Source organism: Pseudomonas sp. LB3P58, from assembly GCF_054897895.1.
Genome location: NZ_JBUBVE010000001.1, coordinates 1,368,942 through 1,395,545 on the forward strand (window position 1 = coordinate 1,368,942; position 26,604 = coordinate 1,395,545).

The 26,604-nt window shown below is 60.0% G+C and carries 18 protein-coding genes; 8 read left to right on the forward strand and 10 right to left on the reverse strand.

Annotated elements, in window-relative coordinates; all coding sequences use genetic code 11:
- Positions 1 to 7: 7 nt before the first annotated feature.
- From ACYZTZ_RS06380 to ACYZTZ_RS06390, 3 genes are all read right to left on the reverse strand, one after another.
- Entirely contained in the window at positions 8 to 1,219 is a 1,212-nt protein-coding gene (locus ACYZTZ_RS06380) for a nitrate/nitrite transporter (protein ID WP_046047894.1), read from the reverse strand.
- 242 nt (positions 1,220 to 1,461) lie between these two features.
- Positions 1,462 to 2,037, reverse strand: coding sequence for an ANTAR domain-containing response regulator (locus ACYZTZ_RS06385; protein WP_008146285.1), 576 nt, complete (start codon positions 2,035 to 2,037; stop codon positions 1,462 to 1,464).
- A 15-nt stretch (positions 2,038 to 2,052) separates the two neighbouring features.
- Positions 2,053 to 3,264: a CmpA/NrtA family ABC transporter substrate-binding protein gene (locus tag ACYZTZ_RS06390; protein ID WP_056744226.1), complete on the reverse strand. Its 1,212-nt coding sequence runs from the start codon at positions 3,262 to 3,264 to the stop codon at positions 2,053 to 2,055.
- 229 nt (positions 3,265 to 3,493) lie between these two features.
- Between ACYZTZ_RS06390 and ACYZTZ_RS06395 the strand changes: the two genes are divergently transcribed.
- The gene (locus ACYZTZ_RS06395) at positions 3,494 to 4,513 is read left to right on the forward strand and encodes a quinone-dependent dihydroorotate dehydrogenase (RefSeq protein ID WP_461997564.1); all 1,020 of its coding nucleotides are present in this window, start codon (positions 3,494 to 3,496) and stop codon (positions 4,511 to 4,513) included.
- Between the two features lie 147 nt (positions 4,514 to 4,660).
- On the opposite strand, the gene rmf is transcribed toward ACYZTZ_RS06395, so the two are convergent.
- Positions 4,661 to 4,876 (reverse strand): ribosome modulation factor, encoded by a 216-nt coding sequence (gene rmf, locus ACYZTZ_RS06400; protein WP_003223300.1) that lies wholly within the window; start codon positions 4,874 to 4,876, stop codon positions 4,661 to 4,663.
- Between the two features lie 531 nt (positions 4,877 to 5,407).
- On the opposite strand from rmf, the gene rlmKL reads away from it, so the two are divergent.
- Together rlmKL and ACYZTZ_RS06410 are read left to right on the forward strand one after the other, a co-directional pair.
- Positions 5,408 to 7,678 (forward strand): bifunctional 23S rRNA (guanine(2069)-N(7))-methyltransferase RlmK/23S rRNA (guanine(2445)-N(2))-methyltransferase RlmL, encoded by a 2,271-nt coding sequence (gene rlmKL / locus ACYZTZ_RS06405; protein ID WP_461997565.1) that lies wholly within the window; start codon positions 5,408 to 5,410, stop codon positions 7,676 to 7,678.
- Positions 7,679 to 7,820: 142 nt separating this feature from the next.
- Positions 7,821 to 10,220, forward strand: a complete 2,400-nt coding sequence (locus ACYZTZ_RS06410; RefSeq protein ID WP_461997566.1) for a sensor domain-containing diguanylate cyclase — start codon at positions 7,821 to 7,823, stop codon at positions 10,218 to 10,220.
- Between the two features lie 109 nt (positions 10,221 to 10,329).
- Here the strand turns inward: ACYZTZ_RS06410 and dacB are convergent, their stop codons facing one another.
- Positions 10,330 to 11,790 (reverse strand): D-alanyl-D-alanine carboxypeptidase/D-alanyl-D-alanine endopeptidase, encoded by a 1,461-nt coding sequence (dacB, locus tag ACYZTZ_RS06415; RefSeq protein WP_056744233.1) that lies wholly within the window; start codon positions 11,788 to 11,790, stop codon positions 10,330 to 10,332.
- A 234-nt stretch (positions 11,791 to 12,024) separates the two neighbouring features.
- Here dacB and ACYZTZ_RS06420 point away from each other — a divergent pair, with 234 nt between their 5' ends.
- Entirely contained in the window at positions 12,025 to 12,369 is a 345-nt protein-coding gene (locus ACYZTZ_RS06420; protein WP_007896965.1) for a YggL family protein, read from the forward strand.
- A gap of 143 nt (positions 12,370 to 12,512) precedes the next feature.
- On the opposite strand, the gene ACYZTZ_RS06425 is transcribed toward ACYZTZ_RS06420, so the two are convergent.
- The gene (locus tag ACYZTZ_RS06425; RefSeq protein ID WP_461997567.1) at positions 12,513 to 13,703 is read right to left on the reverse strand and encodes a benzoate/H(+) symporter BenE family transporter; all 1,191 of its coding nucleotides are present in this window, start codon (positions 13,701 to 13,703) and stop codon (positions 12,513 to 12,515) included.
- Positions 13,704 to 13,930: 227 nt separating this feature from the next.
- Between ACYZTZ_RS06425 and ACYZTZ_RS06430 the strand changes: the two genes are divergently transcribed.
- Entirely contained in the window at positions 13,931 to 14,695 is a 765-nt protein-coding gene (locus ACYZTZ_RS06430) for a GntR family transcriptional regulator (protein ID WP_046047886.1), read from the forward strand.
- 180 nt (positions 14,696 to 14,875) lie between these two features.
- Here the strand turns inward: ACYZTZ_RS06430 and guaD are convergent, their stop codons facing one another.
- The 4 genes from guaD to xdhA all read right to left on the reverse strand — a co-directional run bounded on the left by guaD (position 14,876) and on the right by xdhA (position 20,999).
- A complete protein-coding gene (guaD, locus tag ACYZTZ_RS06435; RefSeq protein WP_461997568.1) occupies positions 14,876 to 16,180 on the reverse strand; it encodes a guanine deaminase in 1,305 nt (434 codons plus the stop codon).
- 8 nt (positions 16,181 to 16,188) lie between these two features.
- Positions 16,189 to 17,034, reverse strand: coding sequence for a xanthine dehydrogenase accessory protein XdhC (xdhC, locus tag ACYZTZ_RS06440; RefSeq protein WP_056744239.1), 846 nt, complete (start codon positions 17,032 to 17,034; stop codon positions 16,189 to 16,191).
- Between the two features lie 118 nt (positions 17,035 to 17,152).
- Positions 17,153 to 19,552: a xanthine dehydrogenase molybdopterin binding subunit gene (gene xdhB / locus ACYZTZ_RS06445; protein WP_461997569.1), complete on the reverse strand. Its 2,400-nt coding sequence runs from the start codon at positions 19,550 to 19,552 to the stop codon at positions 17,153 to 17,155.
- Entirely contained in the window at positions 19,545 to 20,999 is a 1,455-nt protein-coding gene (gene xdhA / locus ACYZTZ_RS06450) for a xanthine dehydrogenase small subunit (RefSeq protein ID WP_461997570.1), read from the reverse strand. The genes xdhB and xdhA overlap by 8 nt, the downstream gene beginning before the upstream one ends.
- Before the next feature lie 266 nt (positions 21,000 to 21,265).
- Here xdhA and ACYZTZ_RS06455 point away from each other — a divergent pair, with 266 nt between their 5' ends.
- The 3 genes from ACYZTZ_RS06455 to zipA all read left to right on the forward strand — a co-directional run bounded on the left by ACYZTZ_RS06455 (position 21,266) and on the right by zipA (position 26,529).
- Positions 21,266 to 21,925, forward strand: a complete 660-nt coding sequence (locus tag ACYZTZ_RS06455) for a GntR family transcriptional regulator (protein WP_046053172.1) — start codon at positions 21,266 to 21,268, stop codon at positions 21,923 to 21,925.
- A 2-nt stretch (positions 21,926 to 21,927) separates the two neighbouring features.
- Positions 21,928 to 25,416 (forward strand): chromosome segregation protein SMC, encoded by a 3,489-nt coding sequence (gene smc, locus ACYZTZ_RS06460; protein ID WP_461997571.1) that lies wholly within the window; start codon positions 21,928 to 21,930, stop codon positions 25,414 to 25,416.
- A gap of 258 nt (positions 25,417 to 25,674) precedes the next feature.
- Positions 25,675 to 26,529: a cell division protein ZipA gene (zipA, locus tag ACYZTZ_RS06465; RefSeq protein ID WP_056744244.1), complete on the forward strand. Its 855-nt coding sequence runs from the start codon at positions 25,675 to 25,677 to the stop codon at positions 26,527 to 26,529.
- The last annotated feature ends 75 nt before the right edge of the window (positions 26,530 to 26,604 follow it).

Consider the following 26,604-nt stretch of genomic DNA (forward strand, 5'->3'; position numbering starts at 1 on the left):
TGACGCTTCAGACCCGAGCAGCGGTCACGGCTGCCGAACCCCAAGTGGTTCTCCAGCGACGTTTCACGCCGTGCAGACCGAACCAGGCCAGAACGCCAAGGCTGGCGAACAACCACAAGGCCAATTGATAGCTGCCGGTGCTTTGCTTGATCGCGCCCATGCCCGCTGCCAGTGCAAAGCCACCAATACCGCCGGCCATGCCGATCAAACCGGTCATTACACCGATCTCGCGACGAAAACGCTGCGGCACCAATTGGAAAACGGCGCCGTTACCTGCACCCAGACCGAGCATGGTGCAGACGAAAAGTGCCAGTGCCGCATAGGAACTCGGCAGATTGAAACCCACTGCAGCGATGCAGACCGCCGCCACCGTGTACATCCCCAAAAGGGTGCGAATGCCACCGAAGCGGTCGGCTAGCGCGCCGCCCAACGGACGCATCAAGCTGCCACCGAACACGCAGGCTGCGGTGTAGTAACCGGCAGTCACCGGGCTCAGGCCATATTGGTCGTTGAAATAGCCTGGCAGGGCGCTGGCCAGGCCGATGAAGCCGCCGAAGGTCACGCTGTAGAAAAACATGAACCACCAGCTGTCGCGGTCACCCAAGGCCTTGAAGTAGTCGGACACGGACTTGGCTTTTGGCCGCTCAGGTGCGTTTTTGGCCAGCCAGGCGAAGACGATGATGGTCAGGATCAGCGGGATCAGGGCGAAGCCGAACACGTTGCTCCAGCCAAACGCGGCAGCCAGTACCGGGGCGATCAGTGCCGCGAGCACGGTGCCCGAGTTACCGGCACCGGCGATGCCCATGGCTTTGCCTTGGTGTTGTGGTGGATACCATTGCGAGGCCAGCGGCAGGGCGACGGCGAAGGATGCGCCGGCCATGCCGAGGAACAGGCCCAGCACCAGCGCTTGTTCGTAACTGTGAATGCCGAGTTTCCAGGCGCCGAACAGGGCGCAGATGACGATCACCTGGCCAATCAACCCGGCGGTTTTCGGTGACAGGCGATCAGCCAGCAAGCCCATTACAAAGCGCAATACCGCCCCGGCCAGAATCGGCGTGGCCACCACCAGCCCGCGCTGCTGGGTGGTCAGGTGCAGGTCGGCGGCGATTTGCACTGCCAGCGGGCCGAGCAGGTACCAGACCATGAAACTCAGGTCGAAATAGAGGAAGGCCGCGAACAATGTCGGGGTATGGCCAGATTTCCAGAAGCTTGAATTCATCGCGCACCTCAGCTGTTAGGAGTCTCGAGAAGGAGTCATGAGCTTGCAGGTGGGGCGCCGCATCGGCCGCACCACCGGCCCCGGTCTGTGGGGCCAAAACAAAAAAACGCCGCCACCGGATTCGCCAAAGGGCAAATGAGGTGAGCGACGTCTTTGTCGTAGGTGGGGCAACCGCCGTTGGTTACCTGTAGCGATTACCTAGCGAGATCTGTGCCAGGTTCAGCATGATCGTTGGGGGGGAGTTAGCCGAGTAGCTCACTCATGGCGATGATCTGCTCCGCCACCTGAATCAGCTTCTGCTGGCGGCTCATGGCCTGGCGGCGCATCAGGGTGTAGGCCTCTTCCTCGTTGCAGTCCTTCATTTTCATCAGCAGCCCTTTGGCCAGCTCGATGCGCTTGCGCTCGGCCAGTTGCTGGTCGCGGGCGTTGAGCTGGGCGCGCAGGGCCTGGTCGCTTTCAAAACGCGCCATGGCCACATCGAGAATCGGCTGCAAGCGCTGTGCGTGGATGCCTTCGACGATGTAGGCACTGACGCCGGACTTGATCGCCTGACGCATCACATCGGGGTCATGTTCATCGGTAAACATCACGATCGGCCGCGGTTGATCGCGGCTCACCAGCACCACTTGCTCCATCACATCGCGGCTCGGTGACTCGGTATCGATCAAAATCACGTCCGGACGCACCGTTTCGACGCGCGCGGGCAGGTCGATGGTCAGCCCCGACTCGTCGATCACCTCGAACCCGGCTTCGGTCAGGGCCGCCTTCAGGCGACCGACTTTCTTCGCGGTGTCGTTGATCAGCAGGATACGCAACATATTCGCAGTCTCCTGTCAGCGGCTGGCGAGAAGGGGCGAGCTGTCGCTCATGGCGTGCAGTTTGAAACTGCGGGCATAGCCGGCGGGGTCCTGGCCATCCCAGACCTTGCCGTCGATCAACTGGCTGCTGCGCATTGGCTGATCACTCGCGGCCACACCGACAGCGGTGGCGGCCTCTCGATACAAGTCTAGTTGCTGGACCTGACGGGCCACGCCGAGGTAGTCCGGGTCGTCGCGCAACAAACCCCAACGGCGGAATTGGGTCATGAACCACATGCCATCGGACAGATACGGCAAGTTGACCTCGCCACCACCATGGAAACGCAGCGCGTGCGGGTCTTGCCAGCGATTACCCAGGCCATCGGCGTAGTCACCGAGCAATCGCGGTTCGATGCAGTCGAGTGGCGCGTCGAGGTATTCGGGTGCGCTCAACAGCTTCGCGGTGCTACGGCGATTTTCGGTACTTTCCTCGATGAAGCGGCTGGCCTCCAGAATCGCCATCACCAGCGCCCGTGCGGTGTTGGGGTATTGCTCGACAAAGGCGCGGGTGCAGCCGAGGACTTTTTCCGGGTGATCGGGCCAGATGGTCTGCGTGGTGGCCATCGTGAACCCCAAGTTTTGCTGCACCGCACTGGCGGACCATGGCTCGCCGACGCAGAAGCCATCGATGCGCCCGGCTTGCAGGTGCGCAACCATTTGTGGCGGCGGCACGACCACGCTGTCGACGTCCTGCAACGGGTGGATGCCCTGACTCGCGAGCCAGTAATACAGCCACATGGCGTGGGTACCCGTAGGAAATGTCTGGGCGAAGGTGAGTTTTGGGCGACTTTGGTGCACGTGTCGGTCCAGTGCTTCAGGACTGGTCACGCCTAAAGTCTGTAAGCCATGGGAAAGGTTGATGCTCTGGCCATTCTGATTCAGGCCCATGAGCACCGCCATGTCGGTCGACGCGACACCGCCGATGCCCAAATGCACGGCGTAGATCAAACCGTACAGGCTGTGGGCGGCGTCGAGTTCGCCACTGACCAGTTTGTCCCGCAGGTTGGCCCAGGACGACTGGCGCTTGAGGTTCAGGGTCAGGCCATAAGGTTGGGCGAAGCCCTGCGTGGCCGCGACCACCACGGAGGCGCAGTCGCTCAGGGCCATGAAGCCGAGGTTGATTTCGGTCTTTTCCGGGGCATCGCTGCCGTTGACCCAGGCCAGAGGGTTGGCTGGAACTTCAATCATCAGTAAACACCTTCCATAAAAAAGCGCCGTACCGGGCTGCTTGCCAGGGCAAGGCCAAGTGACGACGCCTTTGTCTTTCGACTCATCCCGCCGTTGGCATGAGTGCTGATGTCAGTGACGGTGCAAGGCATATGCCATCGCTCGCTGATTTTGTCGCGCGCCTCGCCTGCAACCCCGATGCCCGGCTATAATCGCCGCCACTTTTCGTAGCCCAGAGTCAAACCCGCCCATGTACACCCTGGCCCGTCAGCTGTTGTTCAAACTTTCCCCGGAAACCTCCCACGATCTGTCCCTGGACCTGATCGGCGCGGGCGGGCGTTTGGGCCTCAACGGCTTGCTGTGCAAGGCACCGGCGAAAATGCCGGTGACCGTCATGGGCCTCGAGTTCCCGAACCCGGTGGGTCTGGCGGCCGGTCTGGACAAGAACGGCGCGGCCATCGACGGTTTTGCGCAATTGGGTTTTGGTTTTGTCGAAATCGGCACCATCACTCCGCGTCCGCAGCCGGGCAACCCGAAGCCACGTATTTTCCGTCTGCCGGATGCCGAGGCGATCATCAACCGCATGGGGTTCAACAACCTCGGCGTCGATCACCTGCTGGCTCGAGTGGCGGCGGCCAAGTTCAAGGGCGTGCTGGGCATCAATATCGGCAAAAACTTCGATACCCCGGTTGAGCGGGCGGTCGACGACTACCTGATCTGCCTGGACAAGGTCTATGCCCACGCCAGCTATGTGACGGTCAACGTCAGCTCGCCGAACACCCCGGGCCTGCGCAGCCTGCAATTCGGCGATTCGCTGAAGCAGTTGTTGGCCGACCTGGCGACGCGTCGCGCAGAACTGGCGCTGCGCCACGGCAAACATGTACCCCTGGCGATCAAGATTGCGCCGGACATGACCGACGAAGAAACCGCTCAGGTCGCGCAAGCGCTGATCGAAACCGGGATGGACGCGGTGATCGCCACCAACACCACCCTGAGCCGCGTCGGCGTAGAAGGCATGGAGCATGGTGACGAGGCGGGCGGTCTGTCTGGCGCACCGGTTCGTGACAAGAGCACCCACACCGTGAAGGTGCTGGCGGCCGAGTTGGCCGGTCGCTTGCCGATCATCGCCGTGGGCGGCATCACCGAAGGCAAGCACGCGGCTGAGAAAATCGCTGCAGGTGCCAGCCTGGTGCAGCTCTATTCCGGCTTCATCTATAAAGGTCCGGCGCTGATTCGTGAATCTGTAGACGCCATCGCCGCCTTGCGCTGATCCCTGTGGGAGCTCAAGGTGAGATTTTGGCAGGCATAAAAAAGGGCTCCTCGAAGGAGCCCCTGGGCCGAAGCCCGCCGCCCGGATGGGGCGTGCGTGGTAAGTCGTTACGTAATCAGATTGTCGTGTCGGAGTGTGTGCCCTGTGTTAGCCGACGGCGTGAAGTTCGTTGAGTCTATGGATTCCCGCAGTGCCGGTCATACCGTCCCAGTTGTCGCCGCGTCCTTCTCGCCAGCCGTTAATCCAGGCTTGGCGTACCGACGGTAGAGTAAATGGGCAAAGCTCACGGGATTTGCCACCAACGCCATATTGATATCCGCGCAAAAATGCTCTTTCCAACGGATCACGCTTAAGTCTTCTCATAGGGTGTTGCCCTCACTTGTTGACTGTATTTATCGCGTCGACCTCAATCGAGGTCTGGCAGAAAAACTCCTGCCGTTGGGGGCTCGCTGCCGGCGTCGCGAGCCAAGGTGTTGACGTCATTGCGGCGTCAACCTGTATTGAGTTCTAACCAATGCGTCACATCGAGGGAATGATCGTTTTGTCATAAGGACGTAACGATAAAGATGGTATGGCGATAAGTAACACGATGTTGTCCCGTGTTTATTGGCAAAACCCCGGTATGATCAGCCCCGCGCTGCATGATGGGGTTAATCCTTTAGTGAGAATGCCTCCTGTTGAGCAGGGGGACTATTCGACGAAGGGTCGACTTATGACATTTTGTTGCATCAACTTTTTTATCTGTCTTTGCATCTAAGCTCTTTTAACCCGAGCTTGCAGGGGTGGGACGGCACACCTTCGTGCCACGCGGGCGCTCTTTTAGAAAAGCGCCTGATTGAAAACCGGGCCGGCAATGCGTTGCCGGTTCACTTAGCTAAAGGCTCTGGAACTACCATGTCCGATCGTTTCGAACTCTTCCTCACTTGCCCCAAAGGCCTTGAAGGCCTGCTCATCGAGGAAGCCATCGGGCTTGGCCTTGAGGAAGCGCGTGAGCACACCTCTGCCGTGCGCGGCATGGCCACCATGGAAACCGCTTATCGCCTGTGCCTGTGGTCGCGTCTGGCGAACCGGGTGCTGCTGGTGCTCAAGCGTTTTCCGATGAAAGACGCCGAAGACCTTTATCACGGCGTGCTGGATATCGAGTGGCAAGACCACATGCTCAACGATGGCACCCTGGCCGTTGAGTTCAGCGGTCACGGCTCGGGCATCGACAACACCCACTTCGGCGCCTTGAAGGTCAAGGACGCCATCGTCGACAAACTGCGCACGCCGCAGGGCGATCGTCCGTCCATCGACAAACTCAACCCGGACCTGCGCATTCACCTGCGCCTGGACCGTGGCGAAGCGATCCTGTCCCTCGACCTCTCCGGCCACAGCCTGCACCAGCGCGGCTATCGCTTGCAGCAGGGCGCGGCGCCGCTGAAGGAAAACCTCGCGGCAGCGATCCTGATCCGTTCCGGCTGGCCACGCATTGCGGCCGATGGCGGCGCGCTGGCTGACCCGATGTGCGGTGTCGGTACGTTCCTCGTCGAAGCCGCGATGATCGCCGCCGACATGGCGCCGAACCTGCGTCGCGAGCAGTGGGGTTTCACGGCCTGGCTCGGTCACGTCCCGGCGCTGTGGAAAAAGCTTCACGAAGAAGCCACTGAGCGTTGCGCGGCCGGTCTGGCCAAGCCACCGCTGTGGATTCGCGGTTACGAAGCCGATCCACGCCTGATTCAACCGGGCCGCAACAACGTTGAACGTGCCGGCCTGAGCGAGTGGATCAAGATCTACCAGGGCGAAGTCGGGACGTTCGAGCCGCGTCCGGACCAGAACCAGAAAGGTCTGGTGATCTGCAACCCACCGTACGGCGAACGTCTGGGTGACGAGGCGAGCTTGCTCTATCTCTACCAGAACCTCGGCGAACGTCTGCGTCAGGCCTGCTTGAACTGGGAAGCCGCGGTATTCACTGGCGCCCCGGACCTGGGCAAGCGCATGGGCATCCGCAGCCACAAACAGTATTCGTTCTGGAACGGCGCGTTGCCGTGCAAGTTGCTGCTGATCAAAGTCACGCCGGACCAGTTCGTCACCGGCGAACGTCGCACCCCGGAACAGCGTCAGGTCGAGCGTGAACAAGCCGAAGTCGAAGTCGCAGACAACGACGTAGCACCCGGCAAGTACGAGAAGTACAACAAGAACGGCAACCCGATCAAACCGGCACCGGTAGTGATCGAACAGCCGCGCTTGAGCGAAGGCGGGCAGATGTTTGCCAACCGTCTGCAAAAGAACCTCAAGGCCCTCGGCAAGTGGGTCAAGCGTGAAGGCATCGACTGCTACCGCGTCTACGATGCCGACATGCCGGAATACTCCATGGCCATCGACCTGTATCAGGATTGGGTCCACGTCCAGGAATACGCCGCGCCGAAATCCATCGATCCGGAAAAAGCCTCGGCGCGCATGTTCGACGCCCTGGCTGCCATTCCGCAGGCCCTGAACATCGACAAGAGCCGCGTGGTGGTCAAGCGTCGCGAGCGTCAGAGCGGCACCAAGCAGTACGAACGCCAAGCGGCACAGGGCAAGTTCGTCGAGGTCAACGAAGGTGGCGTGAAGCTGCTGGTGAACCTCACGGATTACCTCGACACCGGGCTGTTCCTCGATCACCGGCCAATGCGCATGCGGATCCAGAAAGAGGCGGCCGGCAAGCGCTTCCTCAACCTGTATAGCTACACCGCAACCGCCAGTGTTCACGCAGCCAAGGGCGGCGCGCGCAGCACCACCAGCGTCGACCTGTCGAAAACCTATCTGGACTGGGCGCGTCGCAACCTGTCGCTGAACGGTTTCTCCGAGAAGAACCGTCTGGAGCAGGGCGACGTGATGGCCTGGCTCGACGCCTGCCGTGACGAATACGACCTGATCTTCATCGATCCGCCGACGTTCTCCAACTCCAAGCGCATGGAAGGGATCTTCGACGTGCAGCGTGACCAGGTGCAATTGATCGACCTGGCCATGGCGCGTCTGGCCCCGGGCGGCGTGTTGTACTTCTCCAACAACTTCCGCAAGTTCCAGCTCGAGGAAAACCTTGCCGAGCGTTATGCGGTCGAGGAAATCACCGCCCAGACCATCGATCCGGATTTCGCCCGAAATGGCAAAATCCACCGTGCCTGGAAAATCATGGCTCGTTGACACTTGAACGGATTGGATCCACAGAGCCTTGATTTTTAAAGGCTCTTGGCTTCTTTCTGTGCTGGTCAAATTGATGGCTAATAGCTATAACTCAACGCATGGCCAATGGGCTTTCCCGCACCTGGCGTTTTGAGTTGCGTCTATGTCGTTGCACGCCGTGCGCCCGAAGATCCTGGGTTTTATCAGTGAAGATGTCTCGGCCTGGCTGGTCGCATTGCTGGTATTGGTTGTCGGCGGGATTCTCACGGGATTGCTGGCGTGGTCGACGCTGAATCTGTTCCAGCATCAATTGCGGCAACGTTTCCAACTGCTGGCCAGTGAACGTTACAGCCGTATCGAAGAACGCTTCGAAGATCAGGAGCAGCGCCTCGATGGCCTGCGCCGGTTCTTTGCCAATTCCGATTCGGTCTCCCGCGCGGAGTTCGACGGTTACACCCAACCGCTGCTGCACCGGACTCAGGCCTATTCCTTCGCCAAGCGGGTAACCGGTGCCGAACGGGCGGTATTTGAACGCCAGGTGCGTGCAGAGGGTTTACCCGACTTCACCCTGCGTGAACTCAATGCCGACGGCCAACTGCAACTGGCGGCCGAACGGGATGAGTACGTGGCGGTGCTGTATAGCCAGACCCAAAGCAAACTGGGTTCGCCGCTGGGCTACGACTTGTGGGCTCAACCCTTGCGCCGTTCCACCCTTGAACGGGCCGATCAGCTCGGCGGCATGGCGGTATCGCAGCCGATGCATCTGGTCAGTATCGAACCGGCCTATGCCCGCGGCGTGCTGCTGGTCGCACCGGTGTTGCTGCGCAATAGTCCGGCTACGGCGGGGGTGAAATCGTACGGTTATGTCATGGCTGTGATCAGCATGCATCAGTTGCTCGCGGACGGGCTGCCGGAGGCTGGCCGTGACTATCTTTCGGTGCGCATCCTCGACTTATCCACAGATGATCAGCACGAAGTGCTTTATGAATCCCCCAACACGCCGGCGCCCAGTGAGTTGTCCGCGACCCGGCTGTTGCGGCTTGCCGACCATGACTATCAAGTCGACATTCAGCCCAGCGATGCCTTCCTGCAAGCCAATCATTCTTCGGTGACCACCCTGGTGGTGCTGGGCGGCTTGCTCAGTCTGTTGCTCAGTGCCTTGCTGTATGTGCTGGTCAGTCAGCGTCAACGGGCGCTGAAAATGGTCGAGCAACGGACCCAGGAACTGCGCGCCCGCGAGCAGGAGTTGCGCGGCACCCATGGCCAGTTGCGTGGCGTGCTGAATGCCGCGACCCAAGTGGCAATCATCGCCACTGACCTGCGCGGGGTTATCCAAACCTTTAATGCCGGTGCCGAACAAATGCTTGGCTACACCAGCGCCGAAGTGGTGGGCCACATGACCCTGGAAAACCTGCACCTGCCCCGGGAACTCCTGGCACGTTCGGCGGAGTTGAGCGCGCGTTATGGCAAGCCGATTCCGACCTGCCAGGCGATGCTGGTCGAGGGCGGCGAGGAGGGCGGTCACGAAGCGCGGGAATGGACGCTGCTGCGTAACGACGGCAGCCATTTGACGGTGAACATGCTGGCGACCCCGGTCCTTGACGAGCAAGGTTTGTGGGTCGGGCACCTGGCGATCTGTATCGACATCACTGAACGCAAGCGGGTCCACGAGGCCCTGGCGGCACGGGACCTGTTGTTGAAGAAACTCAGCGCCCATGTGCCCGGTGGGATCTACCAGTTCAAGATGGAGTTCGACGGGCGCTTCAGCGTGATCTACGCCAGCGACGGTATTCGCGAGATCTACGAACTTGAACCGGATGTACTGTTGTTCAACGCCGAAGCGATTTTCACGCGGATTCATCCGCAGGACACCACCCGGGTCCGTGCTTCGATCCGGGCGTCGGCGGACACCCTCAGCCCTTGGCGCGAGGAATACCGCGTGCAGTTGCCCCTGCGCGGCCTGCGCTGGGTTCGTGGCGAGGCGACGCCGGAGGAATTACCCGGTGGCGGCGTGCTCTGGCACGGCTATGTCTCGGACATCTCCGACTTGAAACGGGTGGAAGAAGAACTGCGGGCGCTATCGATCACCGACTCTCTGACCGGGATCCACAACCGCCGCTATTTCCAGGAACGCCTGACCACCGAAATGGTCCGGGTCGAACGCGGTGGCGGCGAACTGTCGGTGATCATGCTCGATATCGACCACTTCAAACGCATCAATGACCAGCATGGTCACGCGGTCGGCGATCGGGTGTTGCAGATCGTGTGCGAACGCATCGGCCATCGGCTGCGACGCACCGACGTGTTCTGTCGCCTGGGTGGCGAGGAGTTCATGGTGCTCTGCCCGGATATCAACGGCGAGCATGCCCATGTCCTGGCCTTGCAGCTATGGCAAGGGTTGCGCAGTTCGCCGATCGAAGGCGTCGGGACCGTGACCGCCAGTTTCGGGATTGCCAGTTGGCGAGTCGGGGAGGGCGCGGATGCGCTGCTGCTGCGGGCGGATTCGGGGGTGTATGCGGCGAAACTGGCCGGGCGGGATCGGGTAGAAGGAGAGATGAACTAGTTTGGCGTGATTTCTCTGGTGAATTGAAAAGCAGCCTGCGGCAGCTCCTACAGGGTTATGTGTACACCCGTAGGAGCTGCCGCAGGCTGCGATCTTTTGATTTTAAGGGTTACAACACCGAAGCCGTTTCCGGCAGTTTCGGCTGGCGATACAGGTCCAGCAGCACCTGATCCAGCACCGACGACGCGCCAAACGGTGCCTTGTCGTTGAGGATCGCCACTACCGCCCAGGTATTGCCGTTGATGTCGCGGCTGAAACCGGCAATCGCCCGCACCGTATTCAAGGTGCCGGTCTTGATGTGCGCTTCACCGCGCATCGCCGTGGTCTTCAGGCGTTTGCGCATGGTGCCGTCGGTGCCGGCAATCGGCATCGAGCTGATGAACTCGGCCGAATACGGGCTTTTCCAGGCCGCTTGCAGCATGCCGGCCATTTCACGCGCACTCACACGTTCGGCACGGGACAGGCCGGAACCGTTCTCCATCACCAGGTGCGGCGCGGTGATGCCTTTCTTCGCCAGCCACTGACGCACGACACGCTGGGCAGCCTTGGCATCGTCACCGTCGGCCTCGGTGCGGAACTGCGCACCCAGGCTCAGGAACAGCTGCTGGGCCATGGTGTTGTTACTGTATTTGTTGATGTCGCGGATGATTTCCGCCAGGTCCGGCGAAAAGGCCCGAGCCAGTACCTTGGCATCTTTAGGCGTTGGCGCCAGACGGTCCACGCCCTGAATGCTGCCGCCCAGTTCCTTCCAGATCGCTCGCACTGCACCCGCGGTGTAGGTCGCGTGGTCGAGCAGCGACAGGTAAGTCTGGGAGCTGCAACCCTCGCCCAACTGGCCGCCGACCGTCACGGTCACGCTGCCATCAGCCTGGGTTACCGGGTTGTAACGCACGCCACCGGTGCATTGCTTGGAATTGACGGCTTTGACCTGGTTTTCGATGCGAATGGTGGCAATCGGCGGTTCCACCGACACCAGCACCCGGCCGTTGTCGTTACGCGCCACAAAGCGCAGGGCCTTGAGGTTGACCATCAGCGAATCGGGTTTGACCAGGAACGGTTTGTTGTCGTCATTGCCGTCGTCGTTGAACTGCGGCAATTGCGGTTGTACGAAGAAGCTGCGATCCAGCACCAGATCGCCAGTGATTTGCGTCACACCGTTGGCGCGCAGGTCACGCATCAGCAACCAGAGTTTTTCCATGTTCAGCTTCGGATCGCCGCCACCTTTGAGGTAGAGGTTACCGTTGAGGATGCCGCCGCTGAGCGTGCCGTCGGTGTAAAACTCGGTTTTCCACTGGTGGTTCGGGCCGAGCATTTCCAGCGCCGCATAGGTGGTGACCAGTTTCATGGTCGAGGCCGGATTGACGGAGACGTCAGCATTGAAAATCGTCGGGGTGCCAGGGCCGTTGAGCGGGATCATCACCAGTGACAAGGCGTTGTCCTGCATCTTGCTGGCCTTGAGGGCTTTTTCAACATTGGGCGACAACGAGGTGTTGATCGGAGCGGCGGAAACAGAGAAGGCCAGCGGGAGCAGAAAACCGGCCAGTAGCAATGGACGCAAAGATTTGATCATGTGAAATAAAACCCTACAGCCGAGGGGAAAAAAGACGAGGGCATGAAGATAAATTCCCTCAGCGGTCATGAAAGTGTCGGCATTATGCCCCAAGGTGTAGCGGCTTGTGCCTTACCCTGGTCCTCTAATCCGCTATTTTTTTACCGACGGTAGGGCCTGCAACCCAGAGAGACGGGCAATCGGCGCCTTAAACTGCTAAAGTGCCGCCCGTTATTACTTATGAGGATTGTTCCAATGGCGACTAACCGTTCCCAGCGTCTGCGCAAAAAACTGTGCGTCGATGAATTTCAAGAGCTGGGTTTCGAACTGAACCTGGATTTCAAAGAAGATTTGGCTGATGAAGCCATTGATGCTTTCCTCGACGCGTTCCTGAAAGAAGCCATGGAAGCCAACGGTCTGGGTTATGTTGGCGGCGACGACTTCGGTCTGGTTTGCCTGCAGAAGCGTGGCTCGGTGTCCGAAGAGCAGCGTGCCGCTGTTGAAGCCTGGCTCAAAGGCCGCAGCGAACTGACCGAAGCAACCGTCAGCCCGCTGATCGACGTCTGGTACCCGGAAAAGCCGATCAATCCGGTAGCTTGATGTTGTAAAAAAACGGCGACCCAAGGGTCGCCGTTTTTTTATGTCCGGAAGATCAAGAGCTCGCAGCCTCGTTTCACTCGACAGCTGCTACAGGGCAATGCGATCCATGTAGCAGCTGTCGAGTGAAACGAGGCTGCGAGCTTTTAGCTTTTACGCCAGTTCAGAATCACCAGCGTCAACACCCCCGCCACAATCCCCCAGAACGCCGAACCGATGGAAAACAGCGTCAGCCCCGACGCCGTCACCATAAAGGTAATCAGCGCCGCTTCACGTTCCTTCACTTCGTTCATGGCGATGCTCAAGCCATTGATGATCGAGCCGAACAGCGCCAGTGCCGCAATCGACAGCACCAACTCTTTCGGCAGCGCGGCAAACAGCGCCGCCAGCGTCGCGCCGAACACCCCGGCAATCCCGTAGAAAATCCCGCACCAGACGGCCGCCGTGTAGCGCTTGTTGCGATCTTCATGGGCATGCGGCCCGGTGCAAATCGCCGCGCTGATAGCCGCCAGGTTGATCCCGTGGGAACCGAACGGCGCCAACAGCAACGAAGCGATGCCAGTGGTGGTGATCAGCGGCGAGGCCGGCACGGTGTAACCGTCGGCGCGCAGCACGGCGATGCCGGGCATGTTCTGCGAGGTCATTGCCACGACAAACAGCGGAATGCCGATGCTGATGGTCGCGGCCAGGGAGAAGTGCGGTGTGGTCCAGACCGGCGTTGCCACTTCCAGGTGGAAGCCACTGAAATCCAGCAGGCCCATGAACCCCGACAGTGCCGTGCCGATCAACAGCGCGGCGAGTACCGCATAACGCGGCGACAGGCGTTTGACCACCAAATACGTGAAGAACATCCCCAGTACCAATGCGGTGCGATGCTGCGCGGCGACGAATATTTCGCTGCCGATCTTGAACAGAATCCCCGCCAACAGTGCAGCGGCCAATGAAGCCGGAATCTTTTTCACCAGCCGTTCGAAGCTGCCGGTCAGGCCACAAACCGTCACCAGCACCGCACAGGTAATGTAGGCGCCGATGGCTTCGCCGTAGGTCACGCCGCCCAGACTGGTGATCAGCAACGCCGCGCCGGGGGTCGACCAGGCGATGGTGATCGGTGTGCGGTAACGCAGAGACAGGCCAATCGAGCACACCGCCATGCCAATCGAGATCGCCCAGATCCACGAGGAAATCTGCCCACTGGTCAGACCCGCCGCTTGCCCGGCCTGGAACATCAGGACCAGCGAGCTGGTGTAACCGGTCATCATCGCGATGAAGCCGGCAACGATCGCAGAAGGCGACGTATCAGCCAGAGGGCGGAGTTGCGTGTGCGTGGCGTCGTTCATGACAGCGGTGTTCCTTATACTTTTGAAAGGTAAAACCCGGGTTCAAGCCTAAACTCAAAAGTAACCAGTCGTTGCAATACAGCGGAAGTGACAAACAGCCGTACAGTCGTGTTGCCACCCTCCATTGTGTACAATCGCGGTGTTTTTTACGCGATACTTGCCAGCGACCCACTGTGCCGTATTACAGTCACGGTCAATTCGCCGCAGTTCTTCCGACTCGAGTGCCCATGAACGAACAGTTGCAACCCCTAAAGAAACAACCGCGAGCAGGCAAAGCCGGCCGCAGCGGTACCCAGGACGATATTGTCTACGCGCATATCTTCGAGGCCATCCTCGAACAGCGTCTGGCGCCCGGCACCAAGTTGAGCGAAGAAGCGCTGGGGGAAATTTTCGGGGTCAGTCGCACCATCATTCGCCGCGCGCTCTCGCGCCTGGCCCATGAAGGCGTCGTGCTGCTGCGTCCGAACCGTGGCGCTGTCGTCGCCAGCCCAAGTGTCGAAGAGGCGCGCCAGGTGTTCATGGCCCGGCGTCTGGTGGAGCGAGCGATTACTGAATTGGCGGTGCAGCACGCCACGGCCGAGCAGATTGCCGAGTTGCGCCAGATGGTCAACGACGAGCGCGACAGCTTCTCCCGTGGCGATCGCGGCGCCGGTATTCGTCTGTCGGGCGAGTTCCACTTGAAGTTGGCCGAAGCGGCGAAAAACGCGCCGCTGATCAGCTTCCAGCGCAGCCTGGTGTCCCAGACGTCGTTGATCATTGCCCAATACGAAAGCGGTAATCGCTCCCACTGTTCCTACGACGAGCACACCCAGCTGATCGACGCCATCGAAGCGCGCAACGCTGAGCTGGCAGTGGACCTGATGATGCATCACATGGATCACATCGACAGCAAACTCAACCTCGACGAAGAAAGCGCGTCGGATGATTTGCATGCGGTGTTCTCACATTTGTTGCAGACCAAGAAGCCAGGGCGGCCAGTCGCGAAGCTCTGATAGACCGAGTCGCGCCCATCGCGAGCAGGCTCACTCCCACATTGGATTTGTGTTGAATGAAAATCCTGTGTCCACTAGAGATCTACTGTGGGAGCGAGCCTGCTCGCGATAGCAATCTGACAGGCAATAAAAATCCCCCGGGCTGTAAAGCTGCGGGGGATTTTTTTATGCCCGAAAAACCTAGCGCTGATGCACCTGATTACCCGCCGCATACGTCTGCAACACGGTCCGGTCATCCCCAAGCGTCATCAATACAAACAACGTCTCGGCAATGTTATTGGCCTGCTTCAAGCGATAGCTGAGCAGCGGCGTGGCGTTGTAGTCCAGCACCAGGAAGTCCGCATCAGTGCCCGGTTGCAGAGTGCCGATCTTGTCTTCCAGACGCAGCGCGCGAGCACCACCGAGGGTGGCCAGGTACAGCGACTTGAACGGGCTCAACCGGGCGCCTTGCATCTGCATGACCTTGTACGCTTCGTTCAACGTTTGCAGCAGCGAGAAACTGGTGCCGCCACCGACGTCCGTACCGATGCCGACATTCAATTTGTGCTTCTCGGCCATCGGCAGGTTGAACAGGCCGCTGCCGAGAAAGAAGTTCGACGTCGGGCAGAAGGCGATCGCCGAGCCGGTTTCCGCCAACCGCGCGCACTCGTCATCGCACAGGTGCACGCCGTGGGCGAATACCGAACGTTCGCCGAGCAGTTTGTAGTGGTCGTAGACGTCCAGGTAGCCCTTGCGCTCCGGGAACAGCGCCTTGACCCACTCGACTTCCTTGAGGTTTTCGCTGATGTGGGTCTGCATGTACAGGTCAGGGAATTCGCTGAGCAACTGACCCGCGAGGGTCAGCTGTTCCGGGGTGCTGGTCGGGGCGAACCGCGGAGTGACCGCGTAGTGCAGGCGACCCTTGCCGTGCCAGCGCTCGATCAGCGCCTTGCTTTCGACGTAGCTGGATTCGGCGGTATCGGTCAGGTAGTCCGGGGCGTTGCGATCCATCATCACCTTGCCGGCGATCATCCGCAGGTCCAGCTGTTCGGCGGCCTCGAAGAACGAGTTCACCGATTGCGGGTGCACGCTGCCGAAAACCAGCGCGGTGGTGGTGCCGTTGCGCAGCAGTTCCTTGATGAAAATGCCTGCGACTTCATCCGCGTGAGCTTTGTCGGCAAACTGGCTTTCGCACGGAAAGGTGTAGGTGTTGAGCCAGTCCAGCAGTTGCTCGCCGTAGGCGCCGACCATGCCGGTTTGCGGCAAGTGAATGTGGGTGTCGATGAAGCCCGGGGTGATCAGCGCATCCTGATAATGGGTGATCTCGATGTCAGCCGGCAGGGTCGGCAGCAAGTCGCTGGCGTGACCAAGGGCGCTGATCTGGCCGTTATCAACCACCAGCAGGCCATCTTCGAAATACTCATACGAGGCTTCAATACCGACTTCGGCAGGATCAGCGATGCTGTGCAGAATGGCGGCGCGGTAGGCTTTGCGAGTCAGTGGCATAAAATTTCTCAATTCGTGGCTTGGCTGCGGCGTGAAGCAGGCAGCAGTTTGGCGATCGATGATCCGGCGCTGGCGGTGTGCTGGCCGAAATTGGCGTTATAGGTGGCGATGATTTCGCCGGCGATGGAGATGGCGATTTCCACAGGCAACTTGCCTTTGACTTCGCCGATGCCCATCGGGCAGCGCATGCGTTGCAGCACGGCGCTGTCGAAACCACGGTCGCGCAAGCGGTGTTCGAACTTCACTCGTTTGGTCTTCGAACCGATCAGGCCAAAGTAGGCGAAGTCGTTGCGCTTGAGGATCGCGGCGGTGAGTTCGAGGTCGAGCTGGTGGTTGTGCGTCATGACGATGCAGTAGCTGCCGGCGGGCAGGTCATCGATTTCGTCCACCGGTTCTTCGGCGACGATTTTACGGACGCCGTGGGGGATCTGTTCAGGGAACTCCGCATCCCGCGAGTCGATCCAGCGCACCCGGCAGGGCAGGCTGGCGAGCAGCGGCACCAGCGCCCGGCCGACGTGGCCGGCACCGAACACGGCGATCTGCGCCTGGACCTGGCCCATCGGTTCGAACAGCAACACGGTCACGCCGCCGCAGCACTGACCCAGGCTGGCGCCGAGGCTGAAGCGCTCAAGGTGCGTGTCCTGCTTGCCACTGGCCAGCATCTCGCGGCCGATCTGCATGGCCTTGTATTCCAGATGCCCGCCACCGATGGTGTCGAAGGTCTGGTTGGCGCTGATGACCATCTTCGAACCGGCGTTACGCGGCGTCGAGCCGAGCTCTTCGATGATGGTCACCAGCACGCAGGGTTCACCCTGGGATTGCAGGTCGGCGAGGGCGTCGATCCAGTTGTACATGTTTCACCTCAACATCTCTGTTGTCTGTCCCGGCCTCATCGCTAGCAGGCTAGCTCCCACATTTGGAATGCATTCCCCTGTGGGAGCTAGCCTGCTAGCGATTGGCCGCGCCTCGGTATCAGAGCGAAGCCAACTCAACTTCGGTTTCAACAGCCTTCGCCACCTTCAACTGCCGCATCTGCTCACAGCCCCACAACACCCGCTCCGGGGTCGCCGGTGCGTCGATTTTCGGTTGATGCTTATAGTCGCCAAGGCTCGCCACAGCGTCCTTGATCGCACACCACGACGCGATACCCAGCATGAACGGCGGTTCACCCACGGCCTTGGAATGGAACACCGTGTCTTCCGGGTTCTTGCGGTTTTCCACCAGTTTCACCCGCAGGTCCAGCGGCATGTCTGCCACCGCCGGGATCTTGTAGCTGGCCGGGCCATTGGTCATCAGTTTGCCTTTGTTGTTCCACACCAGTTCTTCCATGGTCAGCCAGCCCATGCCCTGGATGAAACCACCCTCGACCTGGCCGATGTCGATGGCCGGGTTCAGTGAGTCGCCGACGTCGTGGAGGATGTCGGTGCGCAGCATTTTGTACTCGCCGGTGAGGGTGTCGATGATCACCTCGCAGCACGCTGCGCCGAAGGCGTAGTAATAGAATGGCCGGCCCCGCGCCTGGCTACGGTCGTAGAAGATTTTCGGGGTCTTGTAGAACCCGGTACTCGACAGCGACACCTGAGCGAAATACGCCTGCTGGATCAGCGCTTCGAAGGTCAGGATGTGATCGCGAACCCGCACGTGACCGTTGTGGAATTCCACGTCTTCTTCGCTGACCTTGTACTGGCGCGCGGCAAATTCAACCAAACGTTTCTTGATGATTTCCGCCGCGTTCTGCGCGGCTTTACCGTTCAGGTCGGCGCCACTGGAAGCGGCGGTCGGCGAGGTGTTCGGCACTTTGTCGGTGTTGGTTGCGGTGATCTGCACGCGGTCCATTTCCACCTGGAACACTTCGGCCACGACCTGCGCGACTTTGGTGTTCAGGCCCTGGCCCATTTCGGTGCCGCCATGGTTCAGGTGGATGCTGCCGTCGGTGTAGATATGGATCAGCGCACCGGCCTGGTTGAGGAAGCTGGCGGTAAAGGAAATACCGAACTTCACCGGGGTCAGCGCCAGGCCTTTTTTCAGGATCGGGCTGTTGGCGTTGTAGCGACGAATCGCTTCGCGGCGCTCGGCGTACTGGCTGCTTTCTTCGAGTTCGGCGGTCATTTCCTCGAGCATGTTGTGCTCGACGGTCTGGTAGTAATGGGTGACGTTGCGCTCGGTCTTGCCGTAGTAGTTGGCCTTGCGCACCGCCAGCGGATCGAGGGCCAGATGGCGGGCGATGGCGTCCATCACTTCTTCGATAGCGACCATGCCTTGCGGGCCGCCGAAACCACGGTAAGCGGTGTTCGACGCGGTGTTGGTTTTGCAGCGGTGACCGTTGATGGTCGCGTCACCCAGGTAGTACGAGTTGTCGGCGTGGAACATCGCGCGGTCGACAATCGACGCCGACAAGTCCGGCGAGCAACCGCAGTTGCCAGCCAGTTCCAGGGCAATACCGTGCAGCCGGCCGGTGCTGTCGAAGCCCACGTCGTACTCGACGTAGAACGGGTGCCGCTTGCCGGTCATCAGCATGTCTTCGACGCGCGGCAGGCGCATTTTTGTCGGCTGGCCAGTGAGGTGCGCGATCACTGCGCATAGGCACGCCGGGCTCGCGGCCTGGGTTTCCTTGCCACCGAAACCACCGCCCATGCGGCGCATGTCGACGACGATTTTGTTCATCGACACATCGAGCACTTCGGCGACGAGCTTCTGCACTTCGGTGGGGTTCTGCGTCGAGCAGTAGACGATCATGCCGCCGTCTTCGGTCGGCATCACCGAAGAGATCTGGGTTTCCAGATAGAAGTGTTCCTGACCGCCAATGTGCAACGTGCCCTGGATGCGATGCTCGGCAGTCGCCAAAGCGCCGGCCGAATCACCGCGCTGATGCGTGTGGCTGTCGAGCACAAAGTGGCGTTTGCGCAGCGCTTCAACCACGTCCAGCACCGGCTCGAGATCTTCGTATTCGATGATCGCGGCCATGGCGGCTTTGCGTGCGGTTTCCAGGTCCTTCGCCGCAACGGCGAGCACCACTTGACCGACGAACTGCACGTCATCGATGGCCAGTAACGGATCGCCCGGCATCAGTGGACCGATGTCTTTCAGGCCCGGCACGTCTTTGTGCGTAATGGCGATGCGCACGCCTTCGAAGGCGTAGCAAGGCTGGGTGTCGATGCTGATGATTTTCGCGTGGGCGCGGTCCGACAGCCGTGCGTAAACGTGCAGCTGGTTCGGAAATTCCAGACGGTCGTCGATGTACTGTGCTTCACCGGACACGTGCTTGGCGGCGCTGTCGTGCTTGACGCTGCGGCCGACACCGGTGGTCAGGTCCTTGGCGAACAGTTCAGCCAATTCGGCCTGGGTCTTCTCTACGGCGTGATGATTAGACATAAGCGGTCACCCGAGTCTCGATGTGCGGTGTTTGCAGTTCGATGAAGTATTTACGCAACAGGTTCTGGGCGCTGAGCAGGCGGTATTCCTTGCTGGCACGGAAGTCCGAGAGCGGTGTGAAATCTTCGGCCAGCGCAGCGCAGGCGCGTTCGACGGTGTCGTTGTTCCAGGTGGCGCCGAGCAGAACGGCTTCACAATTTTTTGCGCGTTTCGGGATTGCAGCCATGCCGCCGAAGGCGACGCGGGCATCGGCGATCACGCCGTTGTCGATGCGCAGGTTGAACGCGGCGCAGACGGCGGAAATGTCATCGTCCAGACGCTTGGAGACCTTGTAGGCGCGGAACAGTTGTTCGGCGCTGGCAAGCGGCACGATGATCTTTTCGATGAACTCGCTTTCCTGACGCGCGGTAACCCGGTAATCGATGAAGTAATCTTCCAGCGCCATCGTGCGGCGGACTTCGCCTTTGCACAAAACGATCTGCGCGCCGAGTGCGATCAGCAGCGGTGGCGAGTCACCAATCGGCGAAGCATTGCCGATGTTGCCGCCGAGGGTGCCCTGGTTGCGGATCTGCAACGAAGCGAAGCGCTGCAGCAATTCGCCGAAGTCCGGGTACTCGGCTTTCAAGGCCTCGTAGCAATCGGAGAGGGCGGTGGCGGCGCCGATTTCCAGGCGATCGTCGAAACGATCGATGCGCTTCATCTCGGCGACGTTGCCGACGTAGATCATCACCGGCAGGGTGCGGTGGAACTGCGTGACTTCCAGCGCCAGATCCGTGCCGCCGGCCAGCAGGCGGGCCTGTGGATAAGCGTCATAGAGGTCAGCCAGATCGGCGACGGTCAGCGGCACCAGGCAGCGCTTGTCGCCACTGTTGAGTTCGCCGATGTCGGTAGGGGCGATGGCTTTGAGGCGAGCGATGGTGTCGGCTTCACGGGCGTCGAACTGGTCCGTTTGCTTGCCGCAGCAGGATTGTTCGGCGGCAGCCAGTATCGGCCGATAGCCGGTGCAGCGGCAGAGGTTGCCGGCCAGCGCTTCATGGGCTTTATGAGCATCCGCTTGATCGCTGTTCTTTTGCAGCGCGAACAGCGACATCACGAAGCCCGGGGTGCAGAAACCGCATTGCGAACCGTGGCACTCGACCATGGCTTTTTGCACGCTGTGCAGCTCACCTTGGTGCTTGAGGTCTTCAACGCTGATCAATTGTTTGCCGTGCAGTGACGAAACGAACGTCAGGCACGAGTTGAGGCTGCGATAGCGAATGTGTTCGCGGCCATCGTCATCCGTTTGCAGCTCGCCGACCACCACGGTGCACGCGCCGCAGTCACCGCTGGCGCAGCCTTCTTTGGTGCCGGGTTTGCCCACATGGTCGCGCAGATAATTGAGCACGGTCAGGTTTGGGTCCAGGGCGTGCTCGCTACGGAGTTCCTGGTTAAGTAAAAACTGGATCACGGAAGGCCTCGCAGACTCATTATTGTTGTTAACCGACTTGAACCGAATTTATCAGGTCTGACTTTGTGGTCAATGATTTTCTGACTTAAAGGTCAGGAAATAGCATTTTGTCGATCAACGACTCGTTCCTTTATTATTGACCCTCACGGGATAGCCTGCTTTTTGCTTGAATCGTGCCAAAAACCGCTGAGTGGGCACTCCGCCATGACCCTTCATGTGCGCTACACTGCGCCGCTTGTGCAGATCGAAGAGTTTGAAGGACAACCATGACGTTCAAGGCGCCGGACAGCCTCGCCGAGCAAATTGCTCACCACCTCGCCGAACGCATCATTCGTGGCGAAATGAAGCCCGGGGAGCGCATCCAGGAACAGAAGGTCACGCTGGCCCTCAATGTCAGCCGCGGTTCGGTCCGTGAAGCCTTGCTGATCCTCGAGCGCCGCCACCTGATCGCGATCCTGCCGCGACGTGGCGCCCACGTGACCGAGCTCACGGTTCACAAGGTCCAGAGCCTGTGCACGCTGATGAGCGAGCTTTACATCCTGCTGGGCAATGCAGTGGCCAGCGGTTGGAAAGTCCAGGCCGACATGGCGCCGTTCGTGCAAATCCAGCAGCGCCTGACCGCCAGCTACGAGCGCCAGGACATTCGCACCTTTGTCGACGACAGCTTCAGTGTGATGCGCGCCGCGTATCCGTTCGCCAACAATCCGTACTTGCAGGAAACCGTCGAGAATCTGCAGCCGGCCATGAGCCGCGCGTATTTCCTCGCCCTGGAACAGCGCAAGGCGTCGATGAGCGAGTTCCTGGAGTTGTTCGAACGCTTGCTCGCCGCCGTGCTGGCCCGTGATTTTCCGCAGATCCGCATTGTGCTGACGGCGTATGCCCAGCGCAGCAGTGATCTGGTGGTCTCCGCCCTGACGGACGCCTAAGCGTGCGGCTAAAGTGCATCAAGCTGGCGGGGTTCAAATCCTTCGTCGACCCGACCACGGTGAACTTCCCCAGTAACATGGCGGCGGTGGTCGGGCCCAATGGTTGCGGCAAGTCGAACATCATCGACGCTGTGCGTTGGGTGATGGGCGAGAGTTCGGCCAAGAACCTGCGCGGCGAGTCGATGACCGACGTCATCTTCAACGGCTCGACCAGCCGCAAACCGGTGAGCCAGGCGAGCATCGAGCTGGTGTTCGATAACTCCGACGGCACCCTGCTCGGCGAATACGCGGCCTACGCGGAAATTTCCATTCGCCGCAAAGTGACCCGCGACAGCCAGACCACTTACTACCTCAACGGCACCAAGTGCCGCCGTCGCGATATCACCGATATCTTCCTCGGCACCGGCCTCGGCCCGCGCAGCTACTCGATTATCGAGCAGGGGATGATCTCCAAGCTGATCGAGTCCAAGCCCGAAGACTTGCGCAACTTCATTGAAGAAGCGGCGGGCATCTCCAAGTACAAGGAGCGTCGGCGCGAGACTGAAAACCGCATCCGCCGCACCCACGAAAACCTGGCTCGCCTGACCGATCTGCGCGAAGAACTCGAGCGTCAGCTTGAACGCTTGTACCGCCAGGCCGAGGCCGCCAAGAAGTATCAGGAATACAAGGGCGAGGAGCGTCAGCTCAAGGCTCAGCTGTCGGCTCTGCGCTGGCAGGCGTTGAATGAACAGGTCGGTCAGCGCGAAGCAATCATCGGCAATCAGGAAGTCACCTTCGAAGCGCTGGTGGCCGAGCAGCGTAATGCCGATGCGGCGATTGAACGCTTGCGTGACGGGCACCACGACCTGTCCGAACGCTTCAATCTGGTGCAAGGACGCTTCTATTCGGTCGGCGGCGACATCGCCCGGGTCGAGCAGAGCATCCAGCACGGTCAGCAGCGTTTGCGCCAATTGCAGGACGACCTGAAAGAAGCCGAACGCGCGCGTCTGGAAACCGAGTCTCACCTGGGCCACGACCGCACCTTGCTGCTGACACTGGGCGAAGAGCTGGACATGCTCACCCCTGAACAGGAAGTCACCAGCGCCGCCGCCGAAGAGGCTGCTGCTGCGCTGGAAGACTCCGAAACCACCATGCACGCCTGGCAGGAGCAGTGGGACACCTTCAACCTGACGGCCGCCGAGCCGCGTCGCCAATCCGAAGTTCAACAGTCGCGGATCCAGCAACTGGAAACCAGTATGGAGCGACTGGCCGATCGACAGAAGCGTCTTGGTGAAGAGCGCGCCTTGCTCTCGGCAGACCCGGAAGACGCGGCGATCATGGAACTCAGCGAGCAATTGGCCGCGAGTGAAGCGACGCTGGAAGATTTGCAGGCCAGTGAAGAAGCCCAGGTCGAACGCCTCGAGCAACTGCGTCAGGAGTTGCAATTAGCGCTGCAAAATCAGCAGCAGGCTCAGGGCGATTTGCAGCGTCTGAATGGTCGCCTCGCCTCCCTTGAAGCCTTGCAGCAAGCCGCACTCGATCCGGGCACCGGCACCGCTGAATGGCTGCGCGAACAACATTTGGCGGACCGTCCGCGTCTGGCCGAAGGCCTGAAAGTCGAAGCCGGTTGGGAGCTGGCGGTGGAAACCGTGCTCGGCGCCGACCTGCAAGCGGTGCTGGTGGATGACTTTGGTGACTTCGATCTGGCCGGTTTTGCCCAGGGCGATTTGCGTTTACTCAGCCCCGCCACTGATGGCGTGCGCGTGCCCGGAAGCTTGCTCGATAAAGTCGAAGCGCAGATCGATCTGGCGCCATGGTTGGGGCAGGTTAAACCGGTCGACAGCCTCGAACAGGCGTTGGCCCTGCGCAATCAATTGACCGCCGGCCAGAGCCTGATCAGCCGCGATGGTTACTGGGTCGGTCGACACTTTTTGCGCGTGCGTCGGGCCAGCGAAGCGGAAAGCGGTGTGCTGGCTCGTGGTCAGGAAATCCAGCGTCTGGGCCTTGAGCGCGAAGAGCGCGAAGCCACGGTCGAAACCCTGGAAACCCAACTTCAGAATCTCAGGGCGCAACAGCGTCAGCAGGAAAACGGTCGTGAACATCTGCGCCGTCTGCTGCAAGACGAAGCCCGTCAGCAAGGTGAGTTGAAAGCCCAGTTGTCCGCCGGCAAAGCCAAGGCCGAACAACTGACCTTGCGCCGTACACGACTGGACGAAGAGCTCACCGAGCTGGCTGAGCAACGCGCTCTGGAAAACGAAAATATCGGCGAGGCGCGTCTGCAATTGCAGGAAGCCCTCGACAGCATGGCGCTGGACACCGAGCAGCGCGAGTTGCTGCTGGCTCAGCGCGACAGCTTGCGCGAGCGACTCGATCGGGTACGGCAGGAAGCCCGGCAGCACAAGGACCACGCGCATCAACTGGCGGTACGTCTGGGGTCGCTCAAGGCGCAACATGACTCGACGCGTCAGGCGCTGGAACGTCTGGAAATGCAGTCCGAGCGTCTGACCGAGAAGCGCGAACAGCTCAGCCTCAATCTGGAGGAGGGCGAAGCGCCGCTGGAGGAGTTGCGCCTCAAACTTGAAGAGTTGCTCGACAAGCGCATGACCGTCGACGAAGAACTCAAGACTGCGCAGATCGCTATGGAAGACGCCGACCGTGAACTGCGTGACGCGGAAAAACGTCGCAGTCAGGCGGAGCAGCAATCCCAGTTGATTCGCGGCCAGATGGAAACCCAACGCATGGAATGGCAAGCCCTGACCGTGCGCCGCAAAGCGCTCGAAGATCAGTTGCTCGAAGACGGCTACGATCTGCATGGCGTGCTCGCCACGCTGACGGCTGAAGCCAATGAAAAGGACGCCGAAGAAGAGCTGGAGCGCATTGCTGCGCGGATTCAGCGTCTCGGTGCGATCAACCTGGCGGCCATCGACGAATACCAGCAACAATCCGAGCGTAAACGTTATCTGGATGCGCAGAACGACGATCTGGTCGAGGCGCTGGATACGCTCGAAAACGTGATTCGCAAGATCGACAAGGAAACCCGAAACCGCTTCAAAGATACCTTTGATCAGATCAATGGCGGTTTACAGGCCCTTTTCCCAAAAGTTTTCGGTGGAGGACGCGCCTATTTGGAACTGACGGGCGAAGATCTACTCGATACAGGGGTAACGATCATGGCGCAGCCGCCAGGAAAGAAGAACAGCACCATCCATTTGCTCTCCGGTGGCGAAAAAGCCCTGACCGCATTGGCTCTGGTTTTTGCCATCTTCAAGTTGAATCCGGCGCCGTTCTGCATGCTCGATGAAGTTGACGCGCCATTGGATGACGCTAACGTTGGACGCTACGCACGGCTGGTCAAAGAGATGTCGCAGACGGTGCAGTTCATCTATATCACCCACAACAAGATCGCCATGGAAATGGCCGAGCAACTGATGGGGGTGACGATGCACGAGCCGGGTTGTTCGCGTCTGGTGGCAGTGGATGTCGAGGAGGCGATGGCGATGGTGGATGCCTGAGTCGGCGCTTGTAGGAGAGGTATTTTTGAGTTGTAGGACTTATTTACCTGCCCTGACTTGCTGGCCAATCGACATATTCGCGCAAGCCATGGTGACAGACGGTGTAAAGTTGCCTTTGGTCGTGCTAGTTTAATGTCAATTTTTCGTATACGTGGGCAAAACGCCTGTCAGAACATAGAGTTGGCGCCACGTTTTAAAGCGGTTTGCGAGTTGTAAACCCCTTATTTTTCAGCATTTTTTATAGAGGCACGGGATTACATGGAAATCGGTCTGCGCGAGTGGCTGATCGTCATCGGCATTATTGTCATTGCCGGTATTCTTTTCGATGGCTGGCGTCGCATGCGCGGCGGCAAGGGGAAACTGAAATTCCGTCTCGACCGAAGTTTGTCCAACTTGCCGGACGAGGACACCAGCGCCGAGCTGTTGGGCCCGCCACGCGTGCTGGATACGCATAAAGAACCGCAACTGGACGAGCACGATCTGCCGTCGGTGAGCATGCCTGCTCGTGAGCCGCGTGAGTCGGGTTCCAAGCGCGGCAAGCGTGGCCATGGCGAGCCTTCCCAGGGCGACATGAACCTCAGTCTCGATCTGGACGGCGGCCCGAGCTTCAGCAGCCGTGACGACGATTTCCCGGATGACACCAAGGCTTCGAGTTCGACCAGCGACAAGGAACAACCGCAAGCCGAAGAAGTGCTGGTGATCAGCGTGATCTGCCGCGACGCTGCCGGCTTCAAAGGCCCGGCGCTGTTGCAGAACATTCTGGAAAGCGGTCTGCGTTTCGGCGAGATGGACATTTTCCACCGCCACGAAAGCATGGCCGGCAACGGCGAGGTCCTGTTCTCGATGGCCAATGCGGTCAAGCCGGGCGTTTTCGATCTGGACGACATCGACCACTTCAGCACACCGGCAGTGAGCTTCTTCCTCGGTCTGCCAGGCCCGCGTCATCCGAAGCAAGCCTTCGACGTGATGGTGGCCGCGGCGCGCAAACTGTCCCAGGAGCTGAACGGCGAACTGAAAGACGACCAGCGCAGCGTGCTGACAGCCCAGACGATTGAGCATTACCGTCAGCGCATCGTTGAATTCGAACGTCGCGCCCTGACCCAGAAGCGTTGATTCAAAAGGTTGTTCCCGCGCCGCGCGCGGGACGATCAGCAAAATAGATTGAGCAGCCTCGGCTGCTCTTTTGCT

Excerpts from the sequence above, each read along its gene's own strand:
- rmf (WP_003223300.1), bottom strand. The coding sequence starts at position 4,876 with ATGAGAAGACTTAAGCGTGATCCGTTGGAAAGAGCATTTTTGCGCGGA.
- ACYZTZ_RS06390 (WP_056744226.1), bottom strand. The coding sequence starts at position 3,264 with ATGATTGAAGTTCCAGCCAACCCTCTGGCCTGGGTCAACGGCAGCGAT.
- dacB (WP_056744233.1), bottom strand. The coding sequence starts at position 11,790 with ATGATCAAATCTTTGCGTCCATTGCTACTGGCCGGTTTTCTGCTCCCG.
- ACYZTZ_RS06380 (WP_046047894.1), bottom strand. The coding sequence starts at position 1,219 with ATGAATTCAAGCTTCTGGAAATCTGGCCATACCCCGACATTGTTCGCG.
- ACYZTZ_RS06410 (WP_461997566.1), top strand. The coding sequence starts at position 7,821 with ATGTCGTTGCACGCCGTGCGCCCGAAGATCCTGGGTTTTATCAGTGAA.
- ACYZTZ_RS06395 (WP_461997564.1), top strand. The coding sequence starts at position 3,494 with ATGTACACCCTGGCCCGTCAGCTGTTGTTCAAACTTTCCCCGGAAACC.
- xdhB (WP_461997569.1), bottom strand. The coding sequence starts at position 19,552 with ATGTCTAATCATCACGCCGTAGAGAAGACCCAGGCCGAATTGGCTGAA.
- ACYZTZ_RS06385 (WP_008146285.1), bottom strand. The coding sequence starts at position 2,037 with ATGTTGCGTATCCTGCTGATCAACGACACCGCGAAGAAAGTCGGTCGC.
- ACYZTZ_RS06420 (WP_007896965.1), top strand. The coding sequence starts at position 12,025 with ATGGCGACTAACCGTTCCCAGCGTCTGCGCAAAAAACTGTGCGTCGAT.
- ACYZTZ_RS06430 (WP_046047886.1), top strand. The coding sequence starts at position 13,931 with ATGAACGAACAGTTGCAACCCCTAAAGAAACAACCGCGAGCAGGCAAA.
- ACYZTZ_RS06455 (WP_046053172.1), top strand. The coding sequence starts at position 21,266 with ATGACGTTCAAGGCGCCGGACAGCCTCGCCGAGCAAATTGCTCACCAC.
- ACYZTZ_RS06425 (WP_461997567.1), bottom strand. The coding sequence starts at position 13,703 with ATGAACGACGCCACGCACACGCAACTCCGCCCTCTGGCTGATACGTCG.
- guaD (WP_461997568.1), bottom strand. The coding sequence starts at position 16,180 with ATGCCACTGACTCGCAAAGCCTACCGCGCCGCCATTCTGCACAGCATC.
- xdhC (WP_056744239.1), bottom strand. The coding sequence starts at position 17,034 with ATGTACAACTGGATCGACGCCCTCGCCGACCTGCAATCCCAGGGTGAA.
- zipA (WP_056744244.1), top strand. The coding sequence starts at position 25,675 with ATGGAAATCGGTCTGCGCGAGTGGCTGATCGTCATCGGCATTATTGTC.
- rlmKL (WP_461997565.1), top strand. The coding sequence starts at position 5,408 with ATGTCCGATCGTTTCGAACTCTTCCTCACTTGCCCCAAAGGCCTTGAA.